This is a genomic window from Pseudomonas sp. FA117 (assembly GCF_057370475.1).
Genome location: NZ_CM170675.1, coordinates 4,924,985 through 4,946,216, shown reverse-complemented (window position 1 = coordinate 4,946,216; position 21,232 = coordinate 4,924,985). Strand labels below are relative to the sequence as shown.

Annotated in this window: 23 protein-coding genes; 12 read left to right on the top strand and 11 right to left on the bottom strand. The window is 65.9% G+C overall.

The genetic code is table 11. The features are described 5' to 3' along the window. Positions 1-98: 98 nt before the first annotated feature. The 5 genes from ribF to ispH are packed head-to-tail and all read left to right on the top strand — an operon-like array spanning position 99 to position 5,777. Complete coding sequence (gene ribF, locus AC1TXO_RS22800) at positions 99-1,049, top strand: bifunctional riboflavin kinase/FAD synthetase (protein ID WP_486403829.1); 951 nt, start codon at positions 99-101, stop codon at positions 1,047-1,049. Then, the gene (gene ileS / locus AC1TXO_RS22795) at positions 1,046-3,877 is read left to right on the top strand and encodes an isoleucine--tRNA ligase (RefSeq protein WP_486403828.1); all 2,832 of its coding nucleotides are present in this window, start codon (positions 1,046-1,048) and stop codon (positions 3,875-3,877) included. Before ribF ends, ileS begins: the two co-directional genes overlap by 4 nt. Next, complete coding sequence (gene lspA, locus AC1TXO_RS22790; protein WP_486403827.1) at positions 3,870-4,385, top strand: signal peptidase II; 516 nt, start codon at positions 3,870-3,872, stop codon at positions 4,383-4,385. Before ileS ends, lspA begins: the two co-directional genes overlap by 8 nt. Continuing rightward, entirely contained in the window at positions 4,378-4,815 is a 438-nt protein-coding gene (locus AC1TXO_RS22785) for an FKBP-type peptidyl-prolyl cis-trans isomerase (protein ID WP_486403826.1), read from the top strand. The genes lspA and AC1TXO_RS22785 overlap by 8 nt, the downstream gene beginning before the upstream one ends. Before the next feature lie 14 nt (positions 4,816-4,829). After that, a complete protein-coding gene (gene ispH / locus AC1TXO_RS22780; RefSeq protein WP_486403825.1) occupies positions 4,830-5,777 on the top strand; it encodes a 4-hydroxy-3-methylbut-2-enyl diphosphate reductase in 948 nt (315 codons plus the stop codon). Here the strand turns inward: ispH and AC1TXO_RS22775 are convergent, their stop codons facing one another. Beyond that, a complete protein-coding gene (locus AC1TXO_RS22775; protein ID WP_486403824.1) occupies positions 5,778-6,266 on the bottom strand; it encodes a GspH/FimT family pseudopilin in 489 nt (162 codons plus the stop codon). 108 nt (positions 6,267-6,374) lie between these two features. Here AC1TXO_RS22775 and AC1TXO_RS22770 point away from each other — a divergent pair, with 108 nt between their 5' ends. The 5 genes from AC1TXO_RS22770 to thiO are packed head-to-tail and all read left to right on the top strand — an operon-like array spanning position 6,375 to position 9,391. After that, complete coding sequence (locus AC1TXO_RS22770) at positions 6,375-6,737, top strand: hypothetical protein (protein WP_486403823.1); 363 nt, start codon at positions 6,375-6,377, stop codon at positions 6,735-6,737. Continuing rightward, positions 6,737-7,399, top strand: coding sequence for a PilW family protein (locus tag AC1TXO_RS22765; protein ID WP_486403822.1), 663 nt, complete (start codon positions 6,737-6,739; stop codon positions 7,397-7,399). Before AC1TXO_RS22770 ends, AC1TXO_RS22765 begins: the two co-directional genes overlap by 1 nt. Next, positions 7,396-7,872 (top strand): hypothetical protein, encoded by a 477-nt coding sequence (locus tag AC1TXO_RS22760; RefSeq protein ID WP_486403821.1) that lies wholly within the window; start codon positions 7,396-7,398, stop codon positions 7,870-7,872. Before AC1TXO_RS22765 ends, AC1TXO_RS22760 begins: the two co-directional genes overlap by 4 nt. 1 nt (position 7,873) lies before the next feature. Continuing rightward, entirely contained in the window at positions 7,874-8,263 is a 390-nt protein-coding gene (locus AC1TXO_RS22755) for a type IV pilin protein (RefSeq protein WP_486403820.1), read from the top strand. A gap of 30 nt (positions 8,264-8,293) precedes the next feature. Next, positions 8,294-9,391, top strand: a complete 1,098-nt coding sequence (thiO, locus tag AC1TXO_RS22750; protein WP_486403819.1) for a glycine oxidase ThiO — start codon at positions 8,294-8,296, stop codon at positions 9,389-9,391. 44 nt (positions 9,392-9,435) lie between these two features. Here thiO and AC1TXO_RS22745 read toward each other — a convergent pair whose 3' ends face one another. The 10 genes from AC1TXO_RS22745 to AC1TXO_RS22700 all read right to left on the bottom strand — a co-directional run bounded on the left by AC1TXO_RS22745 (position 9,436) and on the right by AC1TXO_RS22700 (position 19,204). Next, complete coding sequence (locus AC1TXO_RS22745) at positions 9,436-10,845, bottom strand: amidase (protein ID WP_486403818.1); 1,410 nt, start codon at positions 10,843-10,845, stop codon at positions 9,436-9,438. Between the two features lies 1 nt (position 10,846). Next, on the bottom strand, positions 10,847-12,124 hold the full coding sequence (locus tag AC1TXO_RS22740) for a Zn-dependent hydrolase (protein ID WP_486403817.1): 1,278 nt from the start codon (positions 12,122-12,124) through the stop codon (positions 10,847-10,849). A 111-nt stretch (positions 12,125-12,235) separates the two neighbouring features. Further along, positions 12,236-12,931, bottom strand: coding sequence for an ABC transporter ATP-binding protein (locus AC1TXO_RS22735; RefSeq protein WP_486403816.1), 696 nt, complete (start codon positions 12,929-12,931; stop codon positions 12,236-12,238). Beyond that, complete coding sequence (locus tag AC1TXO_RS22730) at positions 12,931-13,683, bottom strand: ABC transporter ATP-binding protein (RefSeq protein ID WP_486403815.1); 753 nt, start codon at positions 13,681-13,683, stop codon at positions 12,931-12,933. Before AC1TXO_RS22730 ends, AC1TXO_RS22735 begins: the two co-directional genes overlap by 1 nt. After that, a complete protein-coding gene (locus AC1TXO_RS22725) occupies positions 13,683-14,687 on the bottom strand; it encodes a branched-chain amino acid ABC transporter permease (RefSeq protein ID WP_486403814.1) in 1,005 nt (334 codons plus the stop codon). The genes AC1TXO_RS22730 and AC1TXO_RS22725 overlap by 1 nt, the downstream gene beginning before the upstream one ends. A 2-nt stretch (positions 14,688-14,689) precedes the next feature. Continuing rightward, complete coding sequence (locus AC1TXO_RS22720; protein WP_486403813.1) at positions 14,690-15,550, bottom strand: branched-chain amino acid ABC transporter permease; 861 nt, start codon at positions 15,548-15,550, stop codon at positions 14,690-14,692. Positions 15,551-15,615: 65 nt separating this feature from the next. After that, on the bottom strand, positions 15,616-16,818 hold the full coding sequence (locus tag AC1TXO_RS22715; RefSeq protein WP_486403812.1) for an ABC transporter substrate-binding protein: 1,203 nt from the start codon (positions 16,816-16,818) through the stop codon (positions 15,616-15,618). 91 nt (positions 16,819-16,909) lie between these two features. Then, complete coding sequence (locus AC1TXO_RS22710; RefSeq protein ID WP_486403811.1) at positions 16,910-17,674, bottom strand: FadR/GntR family transcriptional regulator; 765 nt, start codon at positions 17,672-17,674, stop codon at positions 16,910-16,912. A 183-nt stretch (positions 17,675-17,857) separates the two neighbouring features. Then, a complete protein-coding gene (locus tag AC1TXO_RS22705) occupies positions 17,858-18,088 on the bottom strand; it encodes a PP0621 family protein (protein ID WP_486403810.1) in 231 nt (76 codons plus the stop codon). Positions 18,089-18,184: 96 nt separating this feature from the next. Next, on the bottom strand, positions 18,185-19,204 hold the full coding sequence (locus AC1TXO_RS22700) for an outer membrane protein assembly factor BamD (RefSeq protein ID WP_486403809.1): 1,020 nt from the start codon (positions 19,202-19,204) through the stop codon (positions 18,185-18,187). Between the two features lie 147 nt (positions 19,205-19,351). On the opposite strand from AC1TXO_RS22700, the gene rluD reads away from it, so the two are divergent. Both rluD and pgeF read left to right on the top strand, forming a co-directional pair. After that, positions 19,352-20,314 carry a 23S rRNA pseudouridine(1911/1915/1917) synthase RluD gene (gene rluD / locus AC1TXO_RS22695; RefSeq protein WP_486403808.1) on the top strand — a complete coding sequence of 321 codons (963 nt, stop codon included), beginning with the start codon at positions 19,352-19,354 and terminating at the stop codon, positions 20,312-20,314. Continuing rightward, positions 20,311-21,051, top strand: coding sequence for a peptidoglycan editing factor PgeF (gene pgeF / locus AC1TXO_RS22690; RefSeq protein ID WP_486403807.1), 741 nt, complete (start codon positions 20,311-20,313; stop codon positions 21,049-21,051). The genes rluD and pgeF overlap by 4 nt, the downstream gene beginning before the upstream one ends. Positions 21,052-21,232 lie beyond the last annotated feature (181 nt).

Genomic DNA, 21,232 nt, shown 5'->3' with positions numbered 1-21,232 from the left:
TCGGTTTTTCGCATTCCACGACCCACAGTGGCGCTGCTGCCTGTCACCAGCGCCCGGGTGTGGTTATAATCGACCACTTTATGAGCAAGAAGCGCGTTATGCAGCTGGTTCGAGGTCTTCACAACCTGCGCCCCGAGCACCGGGGCTGTGTCGCCACCATTGGCAACTTCGACGGGGTTCACCGTGGCCACCAGGCAATCCTGGCGCGCCTGCGCGAGCGCGCCCTGGCGCTGGGCCTGCCCACCTGCGTGGTGGTGTTCGAGCCGCAGCCGCGCGAGTACTTCGCCCCGGAAACCGCGCCGGCACGCCTGGCACGCCTGCGCGACAAGGTCGAGTTGCTGGCCGCCGAAGGCATCGATCGCGTCCTGTGCCTGGCCTTCAACCAGCGCCTGAGCAAGCTCAGCGCCGAGCAGTTCGTCAAGGCGGTGCTGGTCGACGGCCTGGGTGTGCGCCATCTGGAAGTGGGTGACGATTTCCGCTTCGGCTGCGATCGCCTGGGCGATTTCGCGTTCCTGGTCCAGGCCGGCGAGCAGTACGGTTTTACCGTCGAAGCCGCCAACACCGTGATCCAGGATGGCCTGCGCGTGAGCAGCACCGAGGTGCGCAAGGCGCTGGCCGAAGCCGATTTCAAGCTGGCCGAGCATCTGCTGGGTCGGCCCTACAGCATCACCGGGCGCGTGCTGCACGGCCAGAAACTGGCCCGTCAGCTCGGCACGCCCACCGCCAACATCCAGCTCAAGCGCCGCCGCGTGCCGCTGTCAGGGGTCTACCTGACCAGCATCGAGATCGACGGCAAGCCGTGGCCGGGTGTCGGCAACATCGGGGTGCGTCCCACCGTCAAGGGTGATGGACGCCCCCACCTGGAAATCCACCTCCTGGACTATGCCGGCGACCTCTACGGCCGGCGTCTGACGGTGGAATTCCACGAAAAGCTGCGCGAGGAGCAGCGATTCGCCTCCCTGGAGGCGCTGAAGTCGGCGATCGACGCGGACATCGCCGCCGCACGTGCCCACTGGCACGCTCAACCGCTAACCAAGAGCCTGAAATGACCGACTACAAAGCCACGCTTAACCTTCCGGACACCGCCTTCCCCATGAAGGCCGGCCTGCCTCAGCGCGAACCGCAGATCCTGCAGCGCTGGGACAGCATTGGCCTGTACCGGAAGTTGCGCGAGATTGGCAAGGATCGTCCCAAGTTCGTCCTGCACGACGGCCCGCCCTATGCCAACGGCAAGATCCACATCGGTCATGCGCTGAACAAGATCCTCAAGGACATGATCGTCCGCTCCAAGACCCTGTCGGGCTTCGACGCGCCGTACGTGCCGGGCTGGGACTGCCACGGCCTGCCGATCGAGCACAAGGTCGAGGTCACCCACGGCAAGCACCTGAGCGCCGACCAGACCCGCGAGCTGTGCCGTGCGTATGCCGCCGAGCAGATCGAAGGGCAGAAGACCGAGTTCATCCGCCTGGGTGTGCTGGGTGACTGGGACAACCCCTACAAGACCATGGACTTCGCCAACGAAGCCGGCGAGATCCGCGCCTTGGCCGAGATGGTCAAGCAGGGCTTCGTGTTCAAGGGCCTCAAGCCTGTGAACTGGTGTTTCGATTGCGGTTCGGCCCTGGCCGAGGCCGAGGTCGAATACGCCGACAAGAAATCCCAGACCATCGACGTGGCCTTCCCGGTCGCCGACTCGGAGAAACTGGCCGCCGCCTTCGGCCTGGCCTCGCTGGCCAAGCCTGCGGCCATCGTGATCTGGACCACCACCCCGTGGACCATCCCGGCCAACCAGGCGCTGAACATCCACCCGGATTTCAACTATGCCCTGGTCGATACCGGCGAGCGTCTGCTGGTGCTGGCCGAGGAACTGGTCGAAGCGTGCCTCAAGCGCTACGCGCTGCAAGGTTCGGTAGTGGCCACCGCGCCGGGCAAGGCGCTGGAACTGATCAACTTCCGCCACCCGTTCTACGAGCGCCTGTCGCCCATCTACCTGGCCGAGTACGTCGAGCTGGGTGCCGGTACCGGCGTGGTCCACTCCGCACCGGCCTACGGTGAGGACGACTTCGTCACCTGCAAGCGCTACGGCATGGTCAACGACGACATCCTCACGCCCGTGCAGAGCAACGGGGTGTATGCACCGTCGCTGGAGTTCTTCGGTGGCCAGTTCATCTGGAAGGCCAACCCGGCCATCGTCGAGAAACTGCAGGAAGTCGGTGCGCTGCTGCACACCGAAACCATCAGCCACAGCTACATGCACTGCTGGCGCCACAAGACCCCGCTGATCTACCGCGCCACCGCGCAGTGGTTCGTGGGCATGGACAAGCAGCCCAACAGCGGCGAAAACCTGCGTGAGCGTGCGCTCAAGGCCATCGAGGACACCAAGTTCGTGCCGTCCTGGGGTCAGGCGCGCCTGCACGCGATGATCGCCAACCGTCCCGACTGGTGCATCTCGCGCCAGCGCAACTGGGGCGTACCGATCCCGTTCTTCCTCGACAAGCAGACCGGCGAGCTGCACCCGCGCACCGTGGAGCTGATGGAAGAAGTGGCCAAGCGCGTCGAGAAGCAGGGCATCGAGGCCTGGTTCAAGCTCGACGCCAAGGAACTGCTGGGTGACGAGGCCGGGCAGTACGACAAGATCGCCGACACCCTCGACGTCTGGTTCGACTCCGGCACCACCCATTGGCACGTGCTGCGTGGCTCGCACAACATCGGCCATGCCACCGGCCCGCGCGCCGACCTCTACCTGGAGGGCTCCGACCAGCACCGCGGCTGGTTCCACTCCTCGTTGTTGACCGGTTGCGCCATCGACGGCCACGCGCCGTACCGCGAGCTGCTGACCCACGGCTTCACCGTGGACGAGAACGGCCGCAAGATGTCCAAGTCGCTGGGCAACACCATCGAACCGGAGAAGGTCAACAACACCCTGGGCGCCGACATCCTGCGCCTGTGGGTAGCCGCTACCGACTATTCCGGCGAGATGGCCGTGTCCGAACAGATCCTGCAGCGCAGCGCCGACGCCTACCGGCGTATCCGCAACACCGCGCGCTTCCTGCTCTCCAACCTGTCCGGCTTCGACCCGGCCCGCGACCTGCTGCCGGCCGAGGACATGCTGGCGCTGGACCGCTGGGCGGTCGACCGCACCCTGCTGCTGCAGCGCGAGCTGGAAGAGAACTACGCCGAGTACCGGTTCTGGAACGTCTACTCCAAGGTGCACAACTTCTGCGTCCAGGAGCTGGGTGGCTTCTATCTCGACATCATCAAGGACCGCCAGTACACCACCGGCGCCAACAGTGTCGCGCGCCGCTCCTGCCAGACCGCGCTGTACCACATCAGCGAGGCACTGGTGCGCTGGATCGCGCCGATCCTGGCGTTCACCGCCGACGAGATCTGGCAGTACCTGCCGGGCGAGCGCAACGAGTCGGTGATGCTCAACGAGTGGTACCAGGGCCTGGCCGAGCTGCCGGCAGACAGCGAGCTGGATCGCGCCTACTGGGACCGCATCATGGCGGTCAAGGCGGCGGTCAACAAGGAGCTGGAGAACCAGCGCGTGGCCAAGGTCATCGGTGGCAACCTGCAGGCCGAAGTCACCCTGTTCGCCGAGGAAGGCCTGAGCGCCGACCTGGCCAAGCTGGGCGACGAGCTGCGCTTCGTGCTGATCACCTCCGCTGCGAGCGTAGTGCCGTTCGTCCAGGCGCCGGCCGAGGTGGTGACAACCGAAGTCGAAGGCCTCAAGCTGAAAGTGGTCAAGTCCGGTCACACCAAGTGCGGCCGTTGCTGGCACTTCCGCGCCGACGTCGGCAGCCATCCGGAGCACCCGGAGATCTGCGGTCGTTGTGTCGACAACATCAGCGGCAACGGTGAGGTGCGCCACTATGCCTAATCCTGCAGCGGGGCGCTTCGGGCGCCTTGCCTGGCTCTGGCTGAGCCTGGTGGTGCTGGTCCTGGACCAGGCCACCAAGCTGTATTTCGACAACGCCCTGACCATGTACCAGCAGATCGTGGTCATCCCCGACTACTTCAGCTGGACCCTGGCCTACAACACCGGCGCAGCGTTCAGCTTCCTGGCCGACAGCTCCGGCTGGCAGCGCTGGCTGTTCGCCCTGATCGCCGTGGTGGTCAGTGCCGTGCTGGTAGTCTGGCTCAAGCGCCTGGGGCGCAACGAGACCTGGCTGGCGGTCGCGCTGGCGCTGGTGCTGGGCGGTGCGATCGGCAACCTGTGGGATCGCGTCGTGCTGGGCCACGTGGTCGACTTCATCCTCGTCCACTGGCGCAACACCCATTATTTCCCGGCCTTCAACCTGGCCGACAGCGCCATCACCGTCGGTGCGGTGATGCTGGCGCTGGACATGTTCAAGAGCAGGAAGTCCGAGGAAGCCGTCCATGACTGAGACCCGTATCGGCCAGAACACCGAAGTCACCTTGCACTTCGCGCTGCACCTGGATAACGGCGATACCGTCGACAGCACCTTCGACAAGGCGCCGGCCACGTTCAAGGTCGGCGACGGCAACCTGCTGCCAGGCTTCGAGAACGCGCTGTTCGGGTTCAAGGCCGGTGACGAGCGCCGGTTGAGCATTGCGCCGGAGAACGCCTTCGGCCAGCCCAACCCGCAGAACGTACAGGTGATGCCGCGTTCCCAGTTCGACGGCATGGAGCTGTCCGAAGGCTTGCTGGTGATCTTCAACGATGCCGCCAACACCGAGCTTCCGGGCGTGGTGAAAGCTTTCGATGAGCACCAGGTGACTATCGACTTCAACCATCCACTGGCTGGCAAGACCCTGAGTTTCGAGGTCAAGATCCTCGACGTGAAGGCGCTGTGAGCCTGGAGCCGAGCATGCAAATCAAACTCGCCAACCCCCGTGGCTTCTGTGCCGGGGTCGACCGGGCGATCGAAATCGTCAACCGCGCCCTGGAAGTCTTCGGTCCACCGATCTATGTGCGTCACGAAGTGGTGCACAACAAGTTCGTCGTCGAAGACCTGCGCAACCGCGGCGCGGTGTTCGTCGAGGAGCTGGACCAGGTTCCGGACGATGTCATCGTCATCTTCAGCGCCCATGGCGTTTCCCAGGCCGTACGCCAGGAAGCGGCCGGTCGTGGCCTGAAGGTATTCGATGCCACCTGCCCGCTGGTGACGAAGGTGCACATCGAGGTGGCCAAGTACAGCCGCGATGGCCGTGAGTGCATTCTCATCGGTCACGCCGGACACCCGGAAGTCGAGGGCACCATGGGTCAGTACGATGCCAGCAACGGTGGCGCCATCTACCTCGTCGAGGACGAGAAGGATGTCGCCACCCTGCAGGTGCGCGACCCGGAGCACCTGGCCTTCGTCACCCAGACCACGCTGTCGATGGATGACACCAGCCGGGTCATCGATGCCTTGCGCGCACGCTTCCCGAACATCGGCGGCCCGCGCAAGGACGATATCTGCTACGCCACCCAGAACCGCCAGGATGCCGTCAAGCAACTGGCCGACGAGTGTGACGTGGTGCTGGTGGTCGGCAGCCCCAACAGCTCGAACTCCAACCGCCTGCGTGAGCTGGCCGAGCGCATGAGCACCCCGGCCTACCTGATCGATGGCGCCGAAGACCTGCAGCGTGCATGGTTCGACGGCGTTCAGCGTATCGGCATCACTGCCGGCGCTTCGGCCCCCGAGGTGCTGGTGCGAGGCGTGATCGAGCAGCTCAGGGCCTGGGGCGCCAGCGGCGCCGAAGAGCTCGATGGTCGCGAGGAGAACATCACCTTCTCCATGCCCAAGGAGCTGCGGGTCCGCTCGCTGATCTGATCAGGGTTCTGCGCAGCGCGGCGCTTCGCTCGCCTCGCTGCGCAGGCTGACTCGTCCGCTGGGCGCCAGCACTACGCGATGCGCACTGAAACCTTGCGCACGCTGGCAAAGCTGCAAGGTGCCACCCAGCAGCGCGCCGTTGCCCTGCACGGGCACCCCCAGGCCGCTGAACTTCACTTCCTCCAGGTTGGCGACGATCTTCACGCGTCGGGCCAGCCTCTGCTCGCGCAGCACCTGTTGCGTGGCGTGCAGTACCGTTCGCCAACCACGCCCCCAGTCATCCTCCAGAGGTTGCACCCACACTGCCTGGTTCTGCAGCAACGCGTGGCTGCGCGCGCTGCGCAGGGCCTGTGCCAGGTCCCGGGCGGCTGTAGCCTGGTGCAGGTCTTCGGTCAGCTTGGCGTAGGCCGGTGCGCCGAGCTGGGTCAGAAACGCGAGTATGGCCAGCACACTCATCATTTGTATCAGTGTTACTCCCTGTTGCCGCATCGTGCATTCCTCCCTGGAACTGCTTCTCTGTAGCTTCGAGGTTCGGGACCAGGAGGTCCAGTCGGGCAAGCCAGTCACAATCGGCGGGAAAATTCGCAGGAGGCGAACATGAGGCTCAGGGAGCAGGGCATGACCTTGCTGGAGGTGGTGTTGTCGGTGCTGGTGCTGTCGTTCGGGCTGTTCGCCTCGGCTGCGGTGCAGATGCGTGCGCTGCAGGCTGGCGAAGGTGCCCGCCGCGATGCCCAGGGCGTGCATCGGGTCCAGGCGTTGCTTGAGCAGGCGAGATCGGCGGGCACGCTCGATGCCGATGCGCTGCAGGTGTGGCAAGCGCAGGTCAGGTCGCTGCTTGGCGCGTCTGCCGAAGGGCAGGCCAGCGCTGCCGGGAGCTGGCTGCAGGTAGAGCTGCGTTGGCACGATGCGCGCGATACCGAGGCGCAGTTCATCGCGCTGCAGGGCAGGGTGCTGCCCTGATGGCCCGGCAGCGCGGTGTTGCGGTGCTCGAAGCCTTGCTGGCACTCACCCTGGGCTTGATGCTGCTGGCCGCGGCGGGGCAGGTGCTGGTGTCGGCCCAGCAGGCCTGGCGTGTGCAGGGCGCGTTGGCGCGTATGCAGGAGGACGCGATGCTGGTGCTGCAGCGCCTGGCACAGGATATTCGCATGACCGGCAGTTTCGGTTGCCTGTCGGTGGACAGCATCGAGTTCGTCGATGTTTCCGCCATGCCCCACGTTGCACTGCCATTGCAGATCACCCGTTCCGCCGATGGTAGCCTGGCCAGTCTCGAGTTGCTGACGGCCGAACTGCCTGGCTCGGTCGGGCCACCGGACTGGACGCTGCTCACCGATTGCCTGACGTGGGCGCAGGTGCACGAGAGGCGACGCGAGGGTGACGCGGCGACCCTGGCCATTGCCTTGCGTCGCCAGGTTTATCGGCTGCAGGGCAGCAGCCTGATGCTCAGCAGTGGTGGCCTGAACGCAGCGCTCATCGACAACGTGCGGGACTTTCGCATAACACGTGTCGATGGCTCGCAGGGCGAGCGCCTTGATCTGCACCTGACCCTTGCCGACCCCCGGCACCAGGTCGAACGGGAGTTCGCCTTGAGCGTCGCCCTGCGCAACCGGTTGCCTGCGTCATGAATGGCCAGCGCGGGATGGTCCTGCTGCTGGCCCTGGTGTTGAGCCTGCTGCTTGGCCTGTTCTCCACCTCGGCCATGCGCGATGCGCTGCTGCAGTCGGCACTGGCCGGTAGCGCACGGGCAGCGGCAAGCGCTCTGGAGGAGGCCGAGGCGAGCCTGCTGTCCGGTGTCGACCAGCTTGTTCTGCTCGAGCCGCCGCCTTGTCAGTGGTGCCTGCCCCCTGGCAACCCTCACGATCTCGTGGACGACGCAGGCGCATGGCAGGCAGTTGGGCACGGCTTTTTCCTGTTGCAGCAACTGGGTGTCAGCACCCGCGCGGCGCACCTGCCAGACGGGACGCGGGTGACGCTGTTCCGCATCACGGCCGTGAGCCGCCAGGTTCGCGCGCGCCAGGCGCTGGAGGCGATCTACGCCGTCGAGGTCGGGCAGGCGCCTCGGCGTATCGCCTGGCGCCAGCGATTCAGGGAGTCTTGAGATGCAGCGAGGCCTCAGCCTGATGGAGTTGTTGATTGTCGTGGCCGTCACCGGCATTCTGGCGGGCATTGCCTACCCCGGTTACAGCGACCAGCTTCGACGTGCGGCGCGCAGCGAAGTGGTCGGCCTGCTCCACGATGTGGCCCAGCGCCTGGAATACCATCATGCCCGCACCGGCCAGTACGCCGACAGCGACCAGTTGCAGACGCCGCTGCCCGATGGCAGCCGTTTCTACCGGCTGCACGCCTGGCGTGAAGACGACCGCTATCGCCTGCTGGCCGAGCGCCTGCCCCAAGGCTTGATGGCGAGTGACCGCTGTGGCGATTACCAGCTCGACCAGGCCGGTATCCGCGCAAACCTGGACGCGCTGGACGGGGCGGATTGTTGGTGAGCGTTTTTACTTCAGGTGTTGGATCGACAGATGAGCAAGCACGTAGTGATTGTCGGCGGTGGTGTGATCGGCCTGCTGACTGCGTTCAACCTGGCGGCAAAGGTCGACCGGGTGGTGGTGTGCGACCAGGCGGAGGTCGGCCGTGAGTCGTCCTGGGCCGGAGGCGGTATCGTCTCGCCGTTGTATCCCTGGCGGTACAACTCGGCAGTGACGGCCCTGGCGCACTGGTCGCAGGATTTCTATCCACAGCTGGGCGAGCGCTTGTTCGCCAGCACTGGTATCGATCCTGAAGTCCATACCACCGGGCTGTACTGGCTCGACCTCGACGACGAGGCCCAGGCCCTGGCCTGGGCGCAGCGCGAACAGCGCCCGTTGAGCGCGGTGGATATCTCGGCAGCCTACGATGCGGTGCCTGTGCTCGGCCCTGGCTACCGGCATGCCATCTACATGGCCGGCGTGGCCAACGTGCGTAATCCGCGCCTGGTGAAGGCACTGAAAGCGGCCTTGCAGGCGCTGCCCAACGTCAGCCTGCGCGAACACTGCCAGATCACCGGCTTCGCCCGGGACGGCGGGCGAGTCACCGGTGTGCTGACCAACGAAGGTGTGCTGGCGGCAGACGAAGTGGTGCTCAGCGCCGGCGCCTGGAGTGGTGATCTGCTGCGCACACTGGGGCTGACGCTGCCGGTGGAGCCGGTGAAAGGGCAGATGATCCTGTTCAAGTGCGATGCCGACTTCCTGCCGAGCATGGTCCTGGCCAAGGGGCGCTATGCGATCCCGCGGCGTGACGGGCATATCCTGGTGGGCAGCACGCTGGAGCACGAAGGCTACGACAAGACCCCGACCGAGGTGGCGCTGCAAAGCCTGCGGGCCTCGGCCATCGAGCTGTTGCCGCAACTGAAGGATGCGCCGGTGGTGGCGCATTGGGCCGGCCTGCGGCCAGGCTCGCCCGAAGGTATCCCCTACATCGGGCCCGTGCCCGGACATGCCGGGTTGTGGCTCAACTGCGGGCATTACCGCAACGGCCTGGTGCTGGCGCCTGCTTCGTGCCAGCTGTTCACCGACCTGCTGACCGGGGCCGAGCCGATCATCGATCCTGCACCCTACGCCCCGGCAGGCCGCCTGAGCTGAAACGCCGCAGCGGCCTTTCGCGAAAAGGCCGCTGCACAGTCCGCTCAGGCTACGTTCGGCGCCTGCAGATGCCGGCTTGGATAGTGCTGTTCGTACACCTTGCACACCCTGAGCACCTGCTCGTCGGCAAAGCGCGCGCCCACCACCTGCAGCCCCACCGGCAACCCCTCGCGAGTGAAGCCGCAGGGAACCGAGGCCGCAGGCTGCTGGGTCAGGTTGAACGGGTAGCTGAAGGGTGTCCACTCCATCCACTGCGTCATCCCCGACCCTGGCGGGACGTTGTGTCCGGCCTCGAACGCGGCCAGCGGCAGCATCGGTGACAACAGCACGTCATGGCGCTGATGGAAGGCGTTCATCTTCGCGATCAGCTCGGCGCGGGCCTCCAGCGCGCGGGTGTAGTCGCCCAGGCTGATGCCGGCGCCCTGCTCGGCGATCCGACGCAGGCCCGGATCCAGCAGTTCCACTTGCGTCGCGTCCAGCCCACTGGCCAGTCGTGCCGCGCCTGCGAACCACAGGGTATTGAACGTCTCGAGCGGATCGGCGAAGCCTGGATCGACTTCCTCCACCGCTGCCCCCAGGCGCGCCAGGCGTTGCACGGCCTGCGCGACCAGGGCCTGGATCTGCGGGTCGACCTTGATGTAGCCGAAGTCGGCACTGTAGGCGATGCGCAGCCCGCGCAGGTCTGGCGTGGCATCCAGCCAGGGCGACTGGCGCGGGGCGCCGGCCAGGCCGTCGCGCGGATCAGGCCGGGCCACGCAGTCGAGCATCAGTACCGCGTCGTCCACCGTGCGGGTCATCGGCCCCAGGTGCGACAGCACGGTCATGGCACTGGCCGGCCACTGGGGGACGTAACCGAAGGTCGGCTTGATGCCGAAGGTGCCGGTGAAGGCGCAGGGAATGCGGATCGAGCCGCCGGCATCGCTGCCCTGGTGCAGCACACCGAGGTTGAGCGCTGCCGCCGCCGCGGCGCCGCCGGACGAGCCGCCTGTGGTCAGGCGGGTATCCCAGGGGTTGCGGGTGATGCCGTAGAGCGGGTTGTCGGTGACGCCTTTCCAGCCGAATTCCGGCGTGGTGGTCTTGCCCACCAGCACGGCGCCGGCCTCGCGCATGAAGGCACTGAAGGGCGCATCGACCTCCCAGGGGCCAGCGCCTGAGGTGGTACGCGAGCCTTTGCGGGTCGGCATGCCACGGGTCAGGGTCAGGTCCTTGATCGACGCGGGCAGACCGTCCAGGCGCCCGCACGGCTCGCCCCGCTGCCAGCGGCGTTCGCTGGCGCGGGCAGCGGCGCGTGCGCCTTCGCCGTCGACGTGACAGTAGGCGTTGACGGCCGGGTTGTGCAGGTCGATGCGCGCCAGCACGTCGTCGACCACTTCGAGCGGCGACAACTGGCGGCGGCGGTACAGTTCGAGCAGCTCGGTGGCGCTGAATTCACCGATGGCGGTCTTGCCGGTCATCTCAGAGGCCTCCCTGGTTGGCGGCCTGGAACATGGCGCGCAACAGCACGTCGCAGCCGTCCGCCAGGTCCTGTGGCGCGGCGTTCTCGATCTCGTTGTGGCTGATGCCGCCCTCGCACGGTACGAAGATCATCCCGGCCGGGCCGAGCTCGGCGAGGAAGATCGCGTCGTGGCCGGCACCACTGACGATGTCCATGTGGCTCAGGCCCAGCTCGCGTGCGCCCTGGCGTACGGCGTCGACGCACTGCTCGGCGAAGTACAGCGGCGGGAAGTCGGCAGTGGGGGTGAGCTCGAAACGCAGGCCGTGATGGGTTGCACTGGCTTCGATCACCTCACGCACCTCGGCGACCATCGCGTCCAGGTGGGCCGGGTCGAGGTGGCGCAGGTCGAGGGTCATCTGCACCTGGCCGGGAATCACGTTGCGCGAACCGGGGTGCACGTTCAGGCAGCCGACGGTGCCACAGGCATGCGGCTGGTGGGCATGGGCCACGCGGTTGACCGCAGCGACCACCTCGGCAGCCCCAACCAGCGCATCCTTGCGCAGGTGCATCGGCGTCGGGCCGGCATGGGCTTCGACCCCGGTGAACACCAGGTCGAACCATTTCTGGCCCAGGCAGCCCTGCACCACACCGATGGTGGTGCGTTGGTCTTCCAGAACCGGCCCCTGCTCGATGTGCGCTTCGAAATAGGCGCCGACCGCATGCCCGGTGGGCACGCGCGGGCCGGCGTAGCCGATGCGCTGAAGCTCGGCGCCCACCGAAAGCCCCCGATCGTCGACCTTGTCCAGGGTTTCCTGCAGGCCGAACTTGCCGGCAAATACCCCCGATCCCATCATGCACGGGGGGAAGCGCGAACCCTCTTCGTTGGTCCACACCACCACTTCCAGGGGCGCTTCGGTCTGCAGGCCCAGGTCATTGAGGGTGCGCATCACCTCGAGCCCGGCCATGACCCCGTAACAGCCGTCGAACTTGCCACCGGTGGGCTGGGTGTCGATGTGGCTGCCGGTCATCACCGGCGCCAGGGACGGATTGCGTCCCGCACGGCGGGCGAAGATGTTGCCGATGGCGTCGACACTCACTGTGCAGCCGGCCTCTTCGCACCACTGCACGAACAGGTCACGGGCCTGGCGATCGAGGTCGGTCAGGGCCAGGCGACAGACGCCCCCCTTGGCCGTGGCGCCAAGCCGGGCCAGGTCCATCAGCGACTGCCAGAGGCGGTCGCGGTTGATCAGGGCGCCTTGGCCAAGCAGGTGTTGCGAGGGATCGATGCGGGTGTTCATGGGGCGTCTCTCCTGTAGCAAATAGGGCGGCTTGTTCGCGGGCTGCACGTGGCGACTCCCAGTGGGAGCTGGCTTGCCCGCGAAGAGGCCGATACAGAGCAAGGCCTGGAATCAGGCACTCAGGGCCAGGTAACGGTTCTTGATGCTCGGGTCGTCGCGAAACTGTGCAGCGGTGCCCTGATAGGCCACGCGGCCCTGTTCGAGCACGTAGTGGCGGTCGGCCAGGGCATCGCAGACCATCAGGTTCTGCTCCACCAGCAGGATCGACAGGCCTTCGTCCTTGATCCGCCGCAGGATCTTCACCAGTTCGTCGACGATCACCGGCGCCAAGCCTTCGGTCGGCTCGTCGAGAATCAGCAGCCGCGGGCCGTTGAGCAGGGCCCGGGCGATGGCCAGCATCTGCTGCTCGCCGCCCGACAGCGCGAAACCGCCGTTGCGCCGGCGCTCCTCCAGGCGCGGGAACATCGCGTAGATGTCACGCAACTGCCAGCGGCTCTCCTTGCGCACGGCGATCTTCAGGTTTTCCTCGACACTGAGCTGGCGGAAGATGCCGCGATGTTCCGGCACCAGGGCGATACCCCGGCGGGCGATATCGAAGATCTCGCGGCCGACCAGGGGCTGGCCGTCGAAGCTGATCTGGCCCTGGCGCGGACGGACGATGCCAAGGATGCTGCGCAGGGTGGTGGTCTTGCCGGCGCCGTTGCGCCCCAGCAGGGTCACCAGCTCACCCGCACCGACCTGCAGCGAGACGCCTTCGAGCACATGGCTCTTGTCGTAGTAGGAATGGATCGAGTCGACGTTGAGCATCAGGCGGCCTCTCCAAGGTAGGCGGTGCGCACGCGTTCGTCGTTGCGCACGAAGTCCGGGGTGCCCTCGACCAGGATCCGGCCGTGGCTCATGACGGTGATGCGTTGGCTGATCGACATGACGATGCTCATGTTGTGCTCGATCAGCAGCACGGTGTGGTCGCGGCCCAGGTCGCTGATCAGCTCGGTCATCAGCGGAATGTCGTCGATGCCCATGCCCGAAGTGGGTTCGTCGAGCATCAGCAGGGTGGGCCTGGCGCAGATCGACATGCCGACTTCCAGCACGCGCTGCTGGCCGTGGGACAGTTCGCCGGCGAGGGTCTCGGCGCGTCCTGTGAGTTTCAGGCGTTCGAGCACCTGGTCGGCGGTGTCCCAGTGGCTGCGCTTGTGCTCGACGCTGCGCCAGAAGTTCAGCGCACCCAGCCCGTCGCGGCCCTGGGCGGCCAGGCGCAGGTTCTCGCGCACCGAGAGGTTCTGGAACAGGCTGGTGAGCTGGAACGAGCGCGCCATGCCCAGGGCCACGCGGCCATGTGAGGGCTTGCGGACGATGTCGCGGCCGTTGAACAGGATGTTGCCGGCAGTGGCCTGGCGTTCGCCGGTCAGGCAGTGGAACAGGCTGGTCTTGCCGGCGCCGTTGGGGCCGATGACCGTGTGGATGGTGCCGGGGCGCACTTTCAGGTCGACGCCACCGACCGCACGGAAGGGACCGTAGGCCAGTTCCAGGTTGCGGGTTTCGAGCAGGAACTCGCTCATCACAAGGTCTCCTCCGTTTTGTTCGACAACCGGCGTCGCGGACGCAGGCGCTTGCCCAGCTCGGCCAGCCCGCCCCACAGGCCGCCCCGCATGAACACCACCACCAGGATCAGGATCAACCCGAGCAGCATCAGCCAGCGCGGCCACAGCTCCGACAACACATCGCCCAGCACCACGATGGCACCGGCCCCCAGCAGCGAGCCGAACAGCGAGCCGGTGCCACCGATGATGGTCATGATCAGGATGTTCTCGCTCATCATCAGGTCGATGTTCGACAGCGGCGCGAAGTGCAGCAGCATCGCGTAGAGCGCGCCGGCGATACCGGTGATGGCGCCGGACAGCATGAACACCAGGATCTTGAAATGCCGGGTGTCGTAGCCGATCGCTGCCGCGCGCGTCTCGTTCTCGCGGATCGCCAGCAGGGTGCTGCCAAAGGGCGAGCGGATCACTCGCAGGGCGAAGGCGAAGATCAGCAGGAACAGCAGCGCCACGAAGGCGTAGAAGTGCCGGGGATCGCCCAGGTCGACCAGCACGTGGCCGGCGACCTCGATGTTTGGCCGTGGCACGTCGAGCAGGCCGTTGTCGCCACCGGTCCAGCCGCTGAGGGTGTAGGCAAGGAAGTACGCCATCTGGCTGAAGGCCAGGGTCAGCATGACGAAATAGATGCCCTTGCGCCGAATGGCCAGCGCCCCCACCAGCAGGGCCAGCAACGCCCCGAACACGGCGGCGCCCAGCAGCGAGGCGAACAGCCCCCATTTCAGGTGGATCATCAGCAGCGCCGCGCCATAGGCGCCGACGCCGAAGAAGATGCCCTGGCCGAACGACAGCAGGCCGGTGTAGCCCAGCAGCAGGTTGCAGGCCAGCGCCGCCAGGGCAAAGATCAGGATCTCGGTCGCCAGGGTCGCCGAGGGCAGCACCAGCGGCAGCAGCACCAGGCTGGCGACCACCAGCGACAGCAGGACGGGCGTGCGCGGCCCGGCAGGTAATGGAGTCTTGTCGCTCATCGTCATGCTCTCCCGAACAGGCCATAGGGACGGACCAGGATCACCGCGGCCATGGCCCCGTAGATCATCAGGCTGGCGCCTTGTGGCCAGAGGCTGGTCATCATGCTTTGCACCACGCCGACCAGCAGTCCGCCGACCAGCGCGCCGCCGAACGAGCCCATGCCGCCGATCACCACCACCACGAAGGCGATGCCGAGGATCTCCGGGCCGACGAAGGGCTGTGCACCGCGCAACGGCGCGAACAGCACCCCGGCGACCCCGGCCAGGCCCACGCCGAGAGCGAAGGTCAGGGAGAACAGGCGGAAGATGTTGGTGCCCAGTAGCGACACGGTTTCAGTGCTCTCGCTGCCGGCACGGACCAGTGCGCCGAAACGGGTGCGCTCGAGCAGCAGCCACAGTGCCAGGCCGATCAGCGCGGCAAAGCCGATGAGGAACAGGCGGTAGTAGGGGTAGATGAACTCGCCAAGGATCATCACGCCGCGCAGCTCGGGCGGTACCGCGATGTTCTTGCCCACCGGCCCCCAGATCAGCACCGAGGCTTCCTGGATGATCAGCGCGATGCCGAGGGTGACGAGGATCTGGAACGTGTGCGGCAGGTGGTAGATGCGCTTGATCAGCAGGCGCTCGACCGCCCAGGCCAGCGCTGCCACGACCAGTGGCGCGATCAGCAGCGCCAGCCAGAAGTTGCCGGTCACGGCCACGGCCGTGTAGCACAGGTAGGCGCCAAGCAGGAAGAACGCGCCGTGGGCGAAGTTGACGAAGTTGAGCAGGCCGAAAATGATGGTCAGGCCCACGGCAATGAGGAAGTAGATCATCCCCAGCCCCAGGCCGTTGAGCAGTTGGAACAGGTACAATTCGAGCATGAGCGTGCCCCCGACAGCGCGCGTCGCGGCTGCCTGTACAGGTGTTGTTGACTGGCGTCGTGGCCTCAGGCCAGGGCGCAACCGGTGTGATCGACCTCGACGAACGAGCGGCCCGAACTGATGACTTCGGCCAGGTCGTCCTCGTCGCGCAGCTGGCCCTGGGGCTTGCCGCGCAGCAGGTAGTAGTCCTTGAGCACCTGGTGGTCGCCAGGACGGATCAGCTCTTCGCCGGTCGGGCCCTGGAAGCGCATGCCCTGCAAGGCCCTGGCGACGGCGGCGCCGTCGAAGCTGCCGGCCTGGACGATGGCGTCGAGCATGACCTTGGTGCCGATGTAGTCGGCGGCCAGCGGATAGTTGGGATTGATGCCGTACGCTTTTTGCGTGGCGGCGACCAACGCCTTGTTCAAGGGCGTGTCCACCTGGTGCCAGTACTGGGCGCCGAGGTAGACCCCCTCGAGCACATCGCTGCCCAGCTCCTGGAACTGGTCGAGCCCGGCCGACCACACCAGCAGCATCTTCATCCGTTCCTTGATGCCGAAGTTGACCGCCTGGCGCAGGGCGTTGGACGACTGGCTGCCGAAGTTGAGCAGCACCAGCACGTCGGGCTTGGCGGCGATGGCGTTGGTCAGGTAACCGGAGAACTCCTGTTCCTGCAGCGAGTGATAGCTGTTGCCGATGTGTTCGACGCCGAACTCGGCAAAGACCTTGCGGGCGTTGTCCAGCAGCGCATCACCGAACACGTACTGCGGGGTGATGGTGTACCAGCGCTTGGCTTCGGGCAACTGACGGATCATCGGCACCAGGGTTTCGCGGATGGCGCCGTAGGTGGGGACCGACCAGCGGAAGGTCGAGGCATTGCAATCCTTGCCGGTGATCTCGTCGGCGCCGACCGGGGTCATGAACACGCCGCCGGCCTTGTCGATCTCCTTGGACACCGCCAGGGCAGACGAAGACAGGGTGCAGCCCTGGAAGAACCGTGCACCATCCTGGCCGATGGCTTCCTGTACCTTGCGCACGGCCTTGCCGGCATTGCCTTCGGTGTCGATGACCTTGTACTGCAGCGCACGTCCCAGCAGTTGCGGGCGCTCGGCGATGGCCAGGCGCGAACCCATGTCGGCGTACTTGCCATAGCTGGCGAAGGCGCCAGACATCGACTTGAGGCCATAGAACACCAGCGGCTGTTCGGCGAATGCCCGCTGCGCTCCCAAGGGGAGGCTGCCGAGGGCACCCAGGGCAAGGCCTGCCTTGAGCAGGGTACGTCTTTGCATGGAAAACTCCTTGATTCTGGTTATTAGGCAGGAGTGGCAATGGCAAAGCGGGTACGGCCGGGCCTGTGCGCAGGCCTCTGTGCAGGCTGGATCAGTGGTGGTGCTCGAACTCCAGCAGGAAGTTGCGTTCGACCTCGCCCTCCAGCGCGGTCATGTGGTGTTCGGCGTCGCACATGTGTTCATGCATCAGCCGGCGCACGGCCTTCTCGTCGCTGGCTCGCAGGGCGACCAGCAGTTGCTTGTGGTAATCGATGTTGGCGGCGGCGAACTGCTGGCGCTTGGGCAGGTAGGCCTTCTTCAGCACCACAAGGTCGCGCAGCAGATCGTTGAGGAATACCGCCATGAAGCGCAGCAGCGGGTTGGGGCAGCGGCGTGCCAGCAGGGTGTGGAACTCGATTTCTGCCAGGCGCTGCTCGCGCTGGCCCTGTTCGCTGTCCTCCGGGGTGCTGCAGAAATCGATATTGGCCTGCAGCGCAGCGTAATCGGCCTCGCTGAGCTGGCCCATGACCGCCACGGCCAACTCGACCTCGATGACCTTGCGCAACTGGTAGACCTGCTCGCCGTCCAGGTGCTGGAAGTGCAGGTAGTTGCGCAGCGCGCGGCTGGCGGGCTCGGTGCCGACTTCGGCGAGGTAGGCGCCGCCCGTGGGACCGGTACGGGTGTTGACCAGGCCCTCGACTTCGAGGGCCTTGAGCGCCTCGCGGGCGGTGCCCTTGGAGCATTCGAAGTGCTCCATCAGCTCGCGTTCGGTCGGCAGGCGGTCACCGGGGCGCAGGGCCTCGGTGACGATCGAGCGCTTGACCGATTCGACGATCACGTCGGAAAGCTTCTGGCGCTTGCGTTTGGGTTTGAGCATTTCGCTATTTTTCATATTTATGCGGATAAATAGGATTTAGCGAGTTTTGCCCGGCAGGGTCAATGGTGGCGAGGGAGCAGGGGTCGCAAATGAAGCGAAAGGGTCGGGGAGGGATAAGTGAGGTTTGGGATTGTCGCTGTGGGAGCGGGCTCCCACGCGCGGGGGGGAGCCGGTGGTCGGGAATCAGCCGTTGCGGCCAGGCCCCTGCTCGAGGTGAGCCTGGCTGCAGTACCACTCGCTGCCGAGCTTGAGCGCCCGGTCGTTGGGCAGGTGCACGCCGCAATGGGCGCAGCGCACCATGGTCAACGGGTCTTCGAGACGCGGTTCCGGGCGCGCTTGCTGGCTGATCTTGAATTTGCGCCACAGCCAGAATGCGGCGGCGATCAGGGCGATCCAGAAGAGTAGACGAACCATGGTGTCCAGCTTGTCGTGAATTGGGAGGAGACAGTCTAGGGCGCGGCCATGAAAAAAGGGAGGCCTGGGCCTCCCTTTCTCTCGTTGCGCGATCTGTCAGTCGAACAGACCGAAGGTCAGGTAGCTGAACCAGGAACGGTCTTCCTCGGCGTCCTTGGGACCTGCAGGCAGGATCGGGTCGCCATTCTCATCCTTGGGCAGCAGGTCGGCCGGCATTTCCGAGCGCGCATCCTTGAACTGACGGACCACGTCCTGGTTGGCGCGGGTTTCACCCGGCGGCAGCGGAGTGTCGGTCTCGATCAGGCCCAGGGTGGCCCTGGACAGCCAGGAGCGGCCGTCCGACTCGCCCTGCTTGGGCACGAACTGGCCATCGACCAGGCTCGGGTGATCAGGGTAGTTGAGCTTGAGGGTTTCCAGGCTGGTGGCCGCCAGCTCGTCCAGGTGCATCTTCTGGTAGGCCTCGGTCATCACTGCCAGGCCGTCGCCGACGGACGGCGTTTCCTGGAAGTTCTCCACCACGTAGCGGCCACGGTTGGCGGCAGCCACATAGGCCTCGCGGCTCAGGTAGTAGTCGGCCACGTGGATTTCGTAGGAGGCCAGCAGGTTGCGCAGGTAGATCATGCGCTGCTTGGCGTCCGGGGCGTAGCGGCTGTTGGGGAAGCGGCTGGTGAGCTGGGCGAACTCGTTGTACGAGTCGCGCGCCGCGCCCGGGTCACGCTTGGTCATGTCCAGCGGCAGGAAGCGCGCCAGCAGGCCGCGGTCCTGGTCGAACGAGGTCAGGCCTTTCAGATAGTAGGCGTAGTCGACGTTCGGGTGCTGCGGGTGCAGGCGGATGAAGCGCTCGGCAGCCGATTTGGCGGCTTCCGGCTCGGTGTTCTTGTAGTTGGCGTAGATCAGCTCGAGCTGGGCCTGGTCGGCGTAGCGGCCGAACGGGTAGCGCGATTCCAGGGCCTTGAGCTTGTTCACGGCGCTGGTGTAGCTGTGGTTGTCCAGGTCGGCCTGCGCCTGCTGGTACAACTCGGCTTCGCTGAGGTTCTCGTCAATGACTTCCTTGTTCGAGGAACAGGCAGCAGTGAGCCCGAGGATGGCGATCAGCAGCAGGTGTTTCACTTGCATGGCGGCTTGCGTCCTTTGACGGCCGCTGTCTTGGGCGGTGCCGTCCTGTTATGATGAGCGCCCCCGGCGAACCCCGGGGCAAAAGAAGCCGTATTTAACCACAAGCACGCAGCCGAAACCAAAGGCTGTAAGCCCATCGATTCGAGCATGTCCGAGATCATTCAACTTAGTGCAGAGGTCCCGTCCGAGCTGGGCGGCCAACGCCTCGACCAGGTCGCCGCCCAATTGTTCGACGAGTACTCGCGTTCGCGCCTGACTTCGTGGATCAAGGAAGGCCGCCTGACCGTCGATGGAGCGGTGCTGCGCCCGCGCGATACCGTCCACAGCGGCTCCGTCCTTGCCCTGGAGGCCGAACACGAGGCCCAGGGCGAATGGGAGGCCGAGGACATCGAGCTGGACATCGTCTATGAAGACGACCACATCCTGGTGATCAACAAGCCCGCCGGGCTGGTGGTCCACCCGGCGGTCGGGCATGCCAGCGGCACCCTGCTCAACGCCCTGCTGCACCATGTGCCGGACATCGTCAACGTGCCGCGCGCGGGCATCGTCCACCGCCTGGACAAGGACACCACCGGTCTGATGGTGGTGGCCAAGACGCTGCAGGCGCAGACCAACCTGGTCGACCAGCTGCAGAAGCGGTCGGTCAGCCGCATCTATGAATGCATCGTGGTCGGCGTGGTTACCGCAGGTGGCAAGATCGACGCACCGATCGGTCGCCACGGCGGCATGCGCCAGCGCATGGCAGTCACCGACGGCGGCAAGCCAGCGGTCAGCCACTACCGCGTGCTCAAGCGCTTCCGTTCGCACACTCATGTGCGGGTCAAGCTGGAAACCGGCCGTACCCACCAGATCCGCGTGCACATGGCCCATGTCGGCTTCCCGTTGGTCGGCGACCAGACCTACGGCGGGCGCTTCCGCATCCCGCCAGCGGCCAGCGTGGCCATGGTCGAGGCGGTCAAGCACTTCCCGCGCCAGGCCCTGCATGCACGCTTCCTGGCACTGGATCACCCGGAGACCGGCGAGCGCATGGAGTGGAAATCGCCCTTGCCGGACGACTTCATGTGGCTGTTGTCGCTGCTCGACCAGGACCGCGAGAGCTTCATCGGATGAGTGAGCTGGCGCAATCGCTGATCCTCCCCGACTGGCCGGCCCCGGCCTCGGTTCGCGCTTGCGTCACCACCCGGGCAGGCGGCGTCAGCCTGCCGCCCTACGAAACCTTCAACCTGGGCGACCACGTGGGCGACGATCCTGCGGCGGTCGCCGAGAACCGTCGTCGTCTGGGCGATGAGTTCGCCATCCAGCCCGCCTGGCTCAGGCAGGTGCACGGCCTGACCGTGGCCGACGCCGATCCCGCGGTGGTCGCCGAAGCCGATGCCAGCTGGACCGACCAGCCGGGTATCGCCTGCACCGTGATGACCGCCGACTGCCTGCCGGCACTGTTCTGCGACCGCGCCGGCACGCGCGTTGCTGCTGCCCATGCGGGCTGGCGCGGGTTGGCCGGTGGTGTGCTGGAAGCCACCCTTGATCGTCTGGCGCTGGCGCCTGAAGAGGTGCTCGTGTGGCTCGGCCCGGCCATCGGCCCGCAGGCGTTCGAGGTCGGGCTGGAAGTACGCGATGCTTTCACCTCGGTGCATCCAGAATCCGCCAGTGCCTTCGTCGCGGGTCAACGCCCCGACAAGCTGATCGCCGACATCTATGCACTGGCGCGTATCCGCCTGGCCGCGCGCGGCGTGACAGCCGTCTATGGCGGCGGGTTCTGCACGGTCAGCGACCCACGCTTCTTCTCCTATCGACGCACCCCGCGGGGCGGGCGTTTCGCCTCGCTGGTCTGGCTCGAACCCCGCTGAGTCTCTGCGCCCGTGCCGGGGCTGTCGGTGCTATGTCCTGCAATAGATCTCACTGATGTCCATCAGCGTTGTTGCTTTTTGTCGTAGTCTTTTCCCTGGCAAGCGTTTTGATCGTCTTCAAATGCGCGGCAATAGCCGCTAGTCTCGCAACAATCCGTACCGCCGTGATCTTCCAACCAGA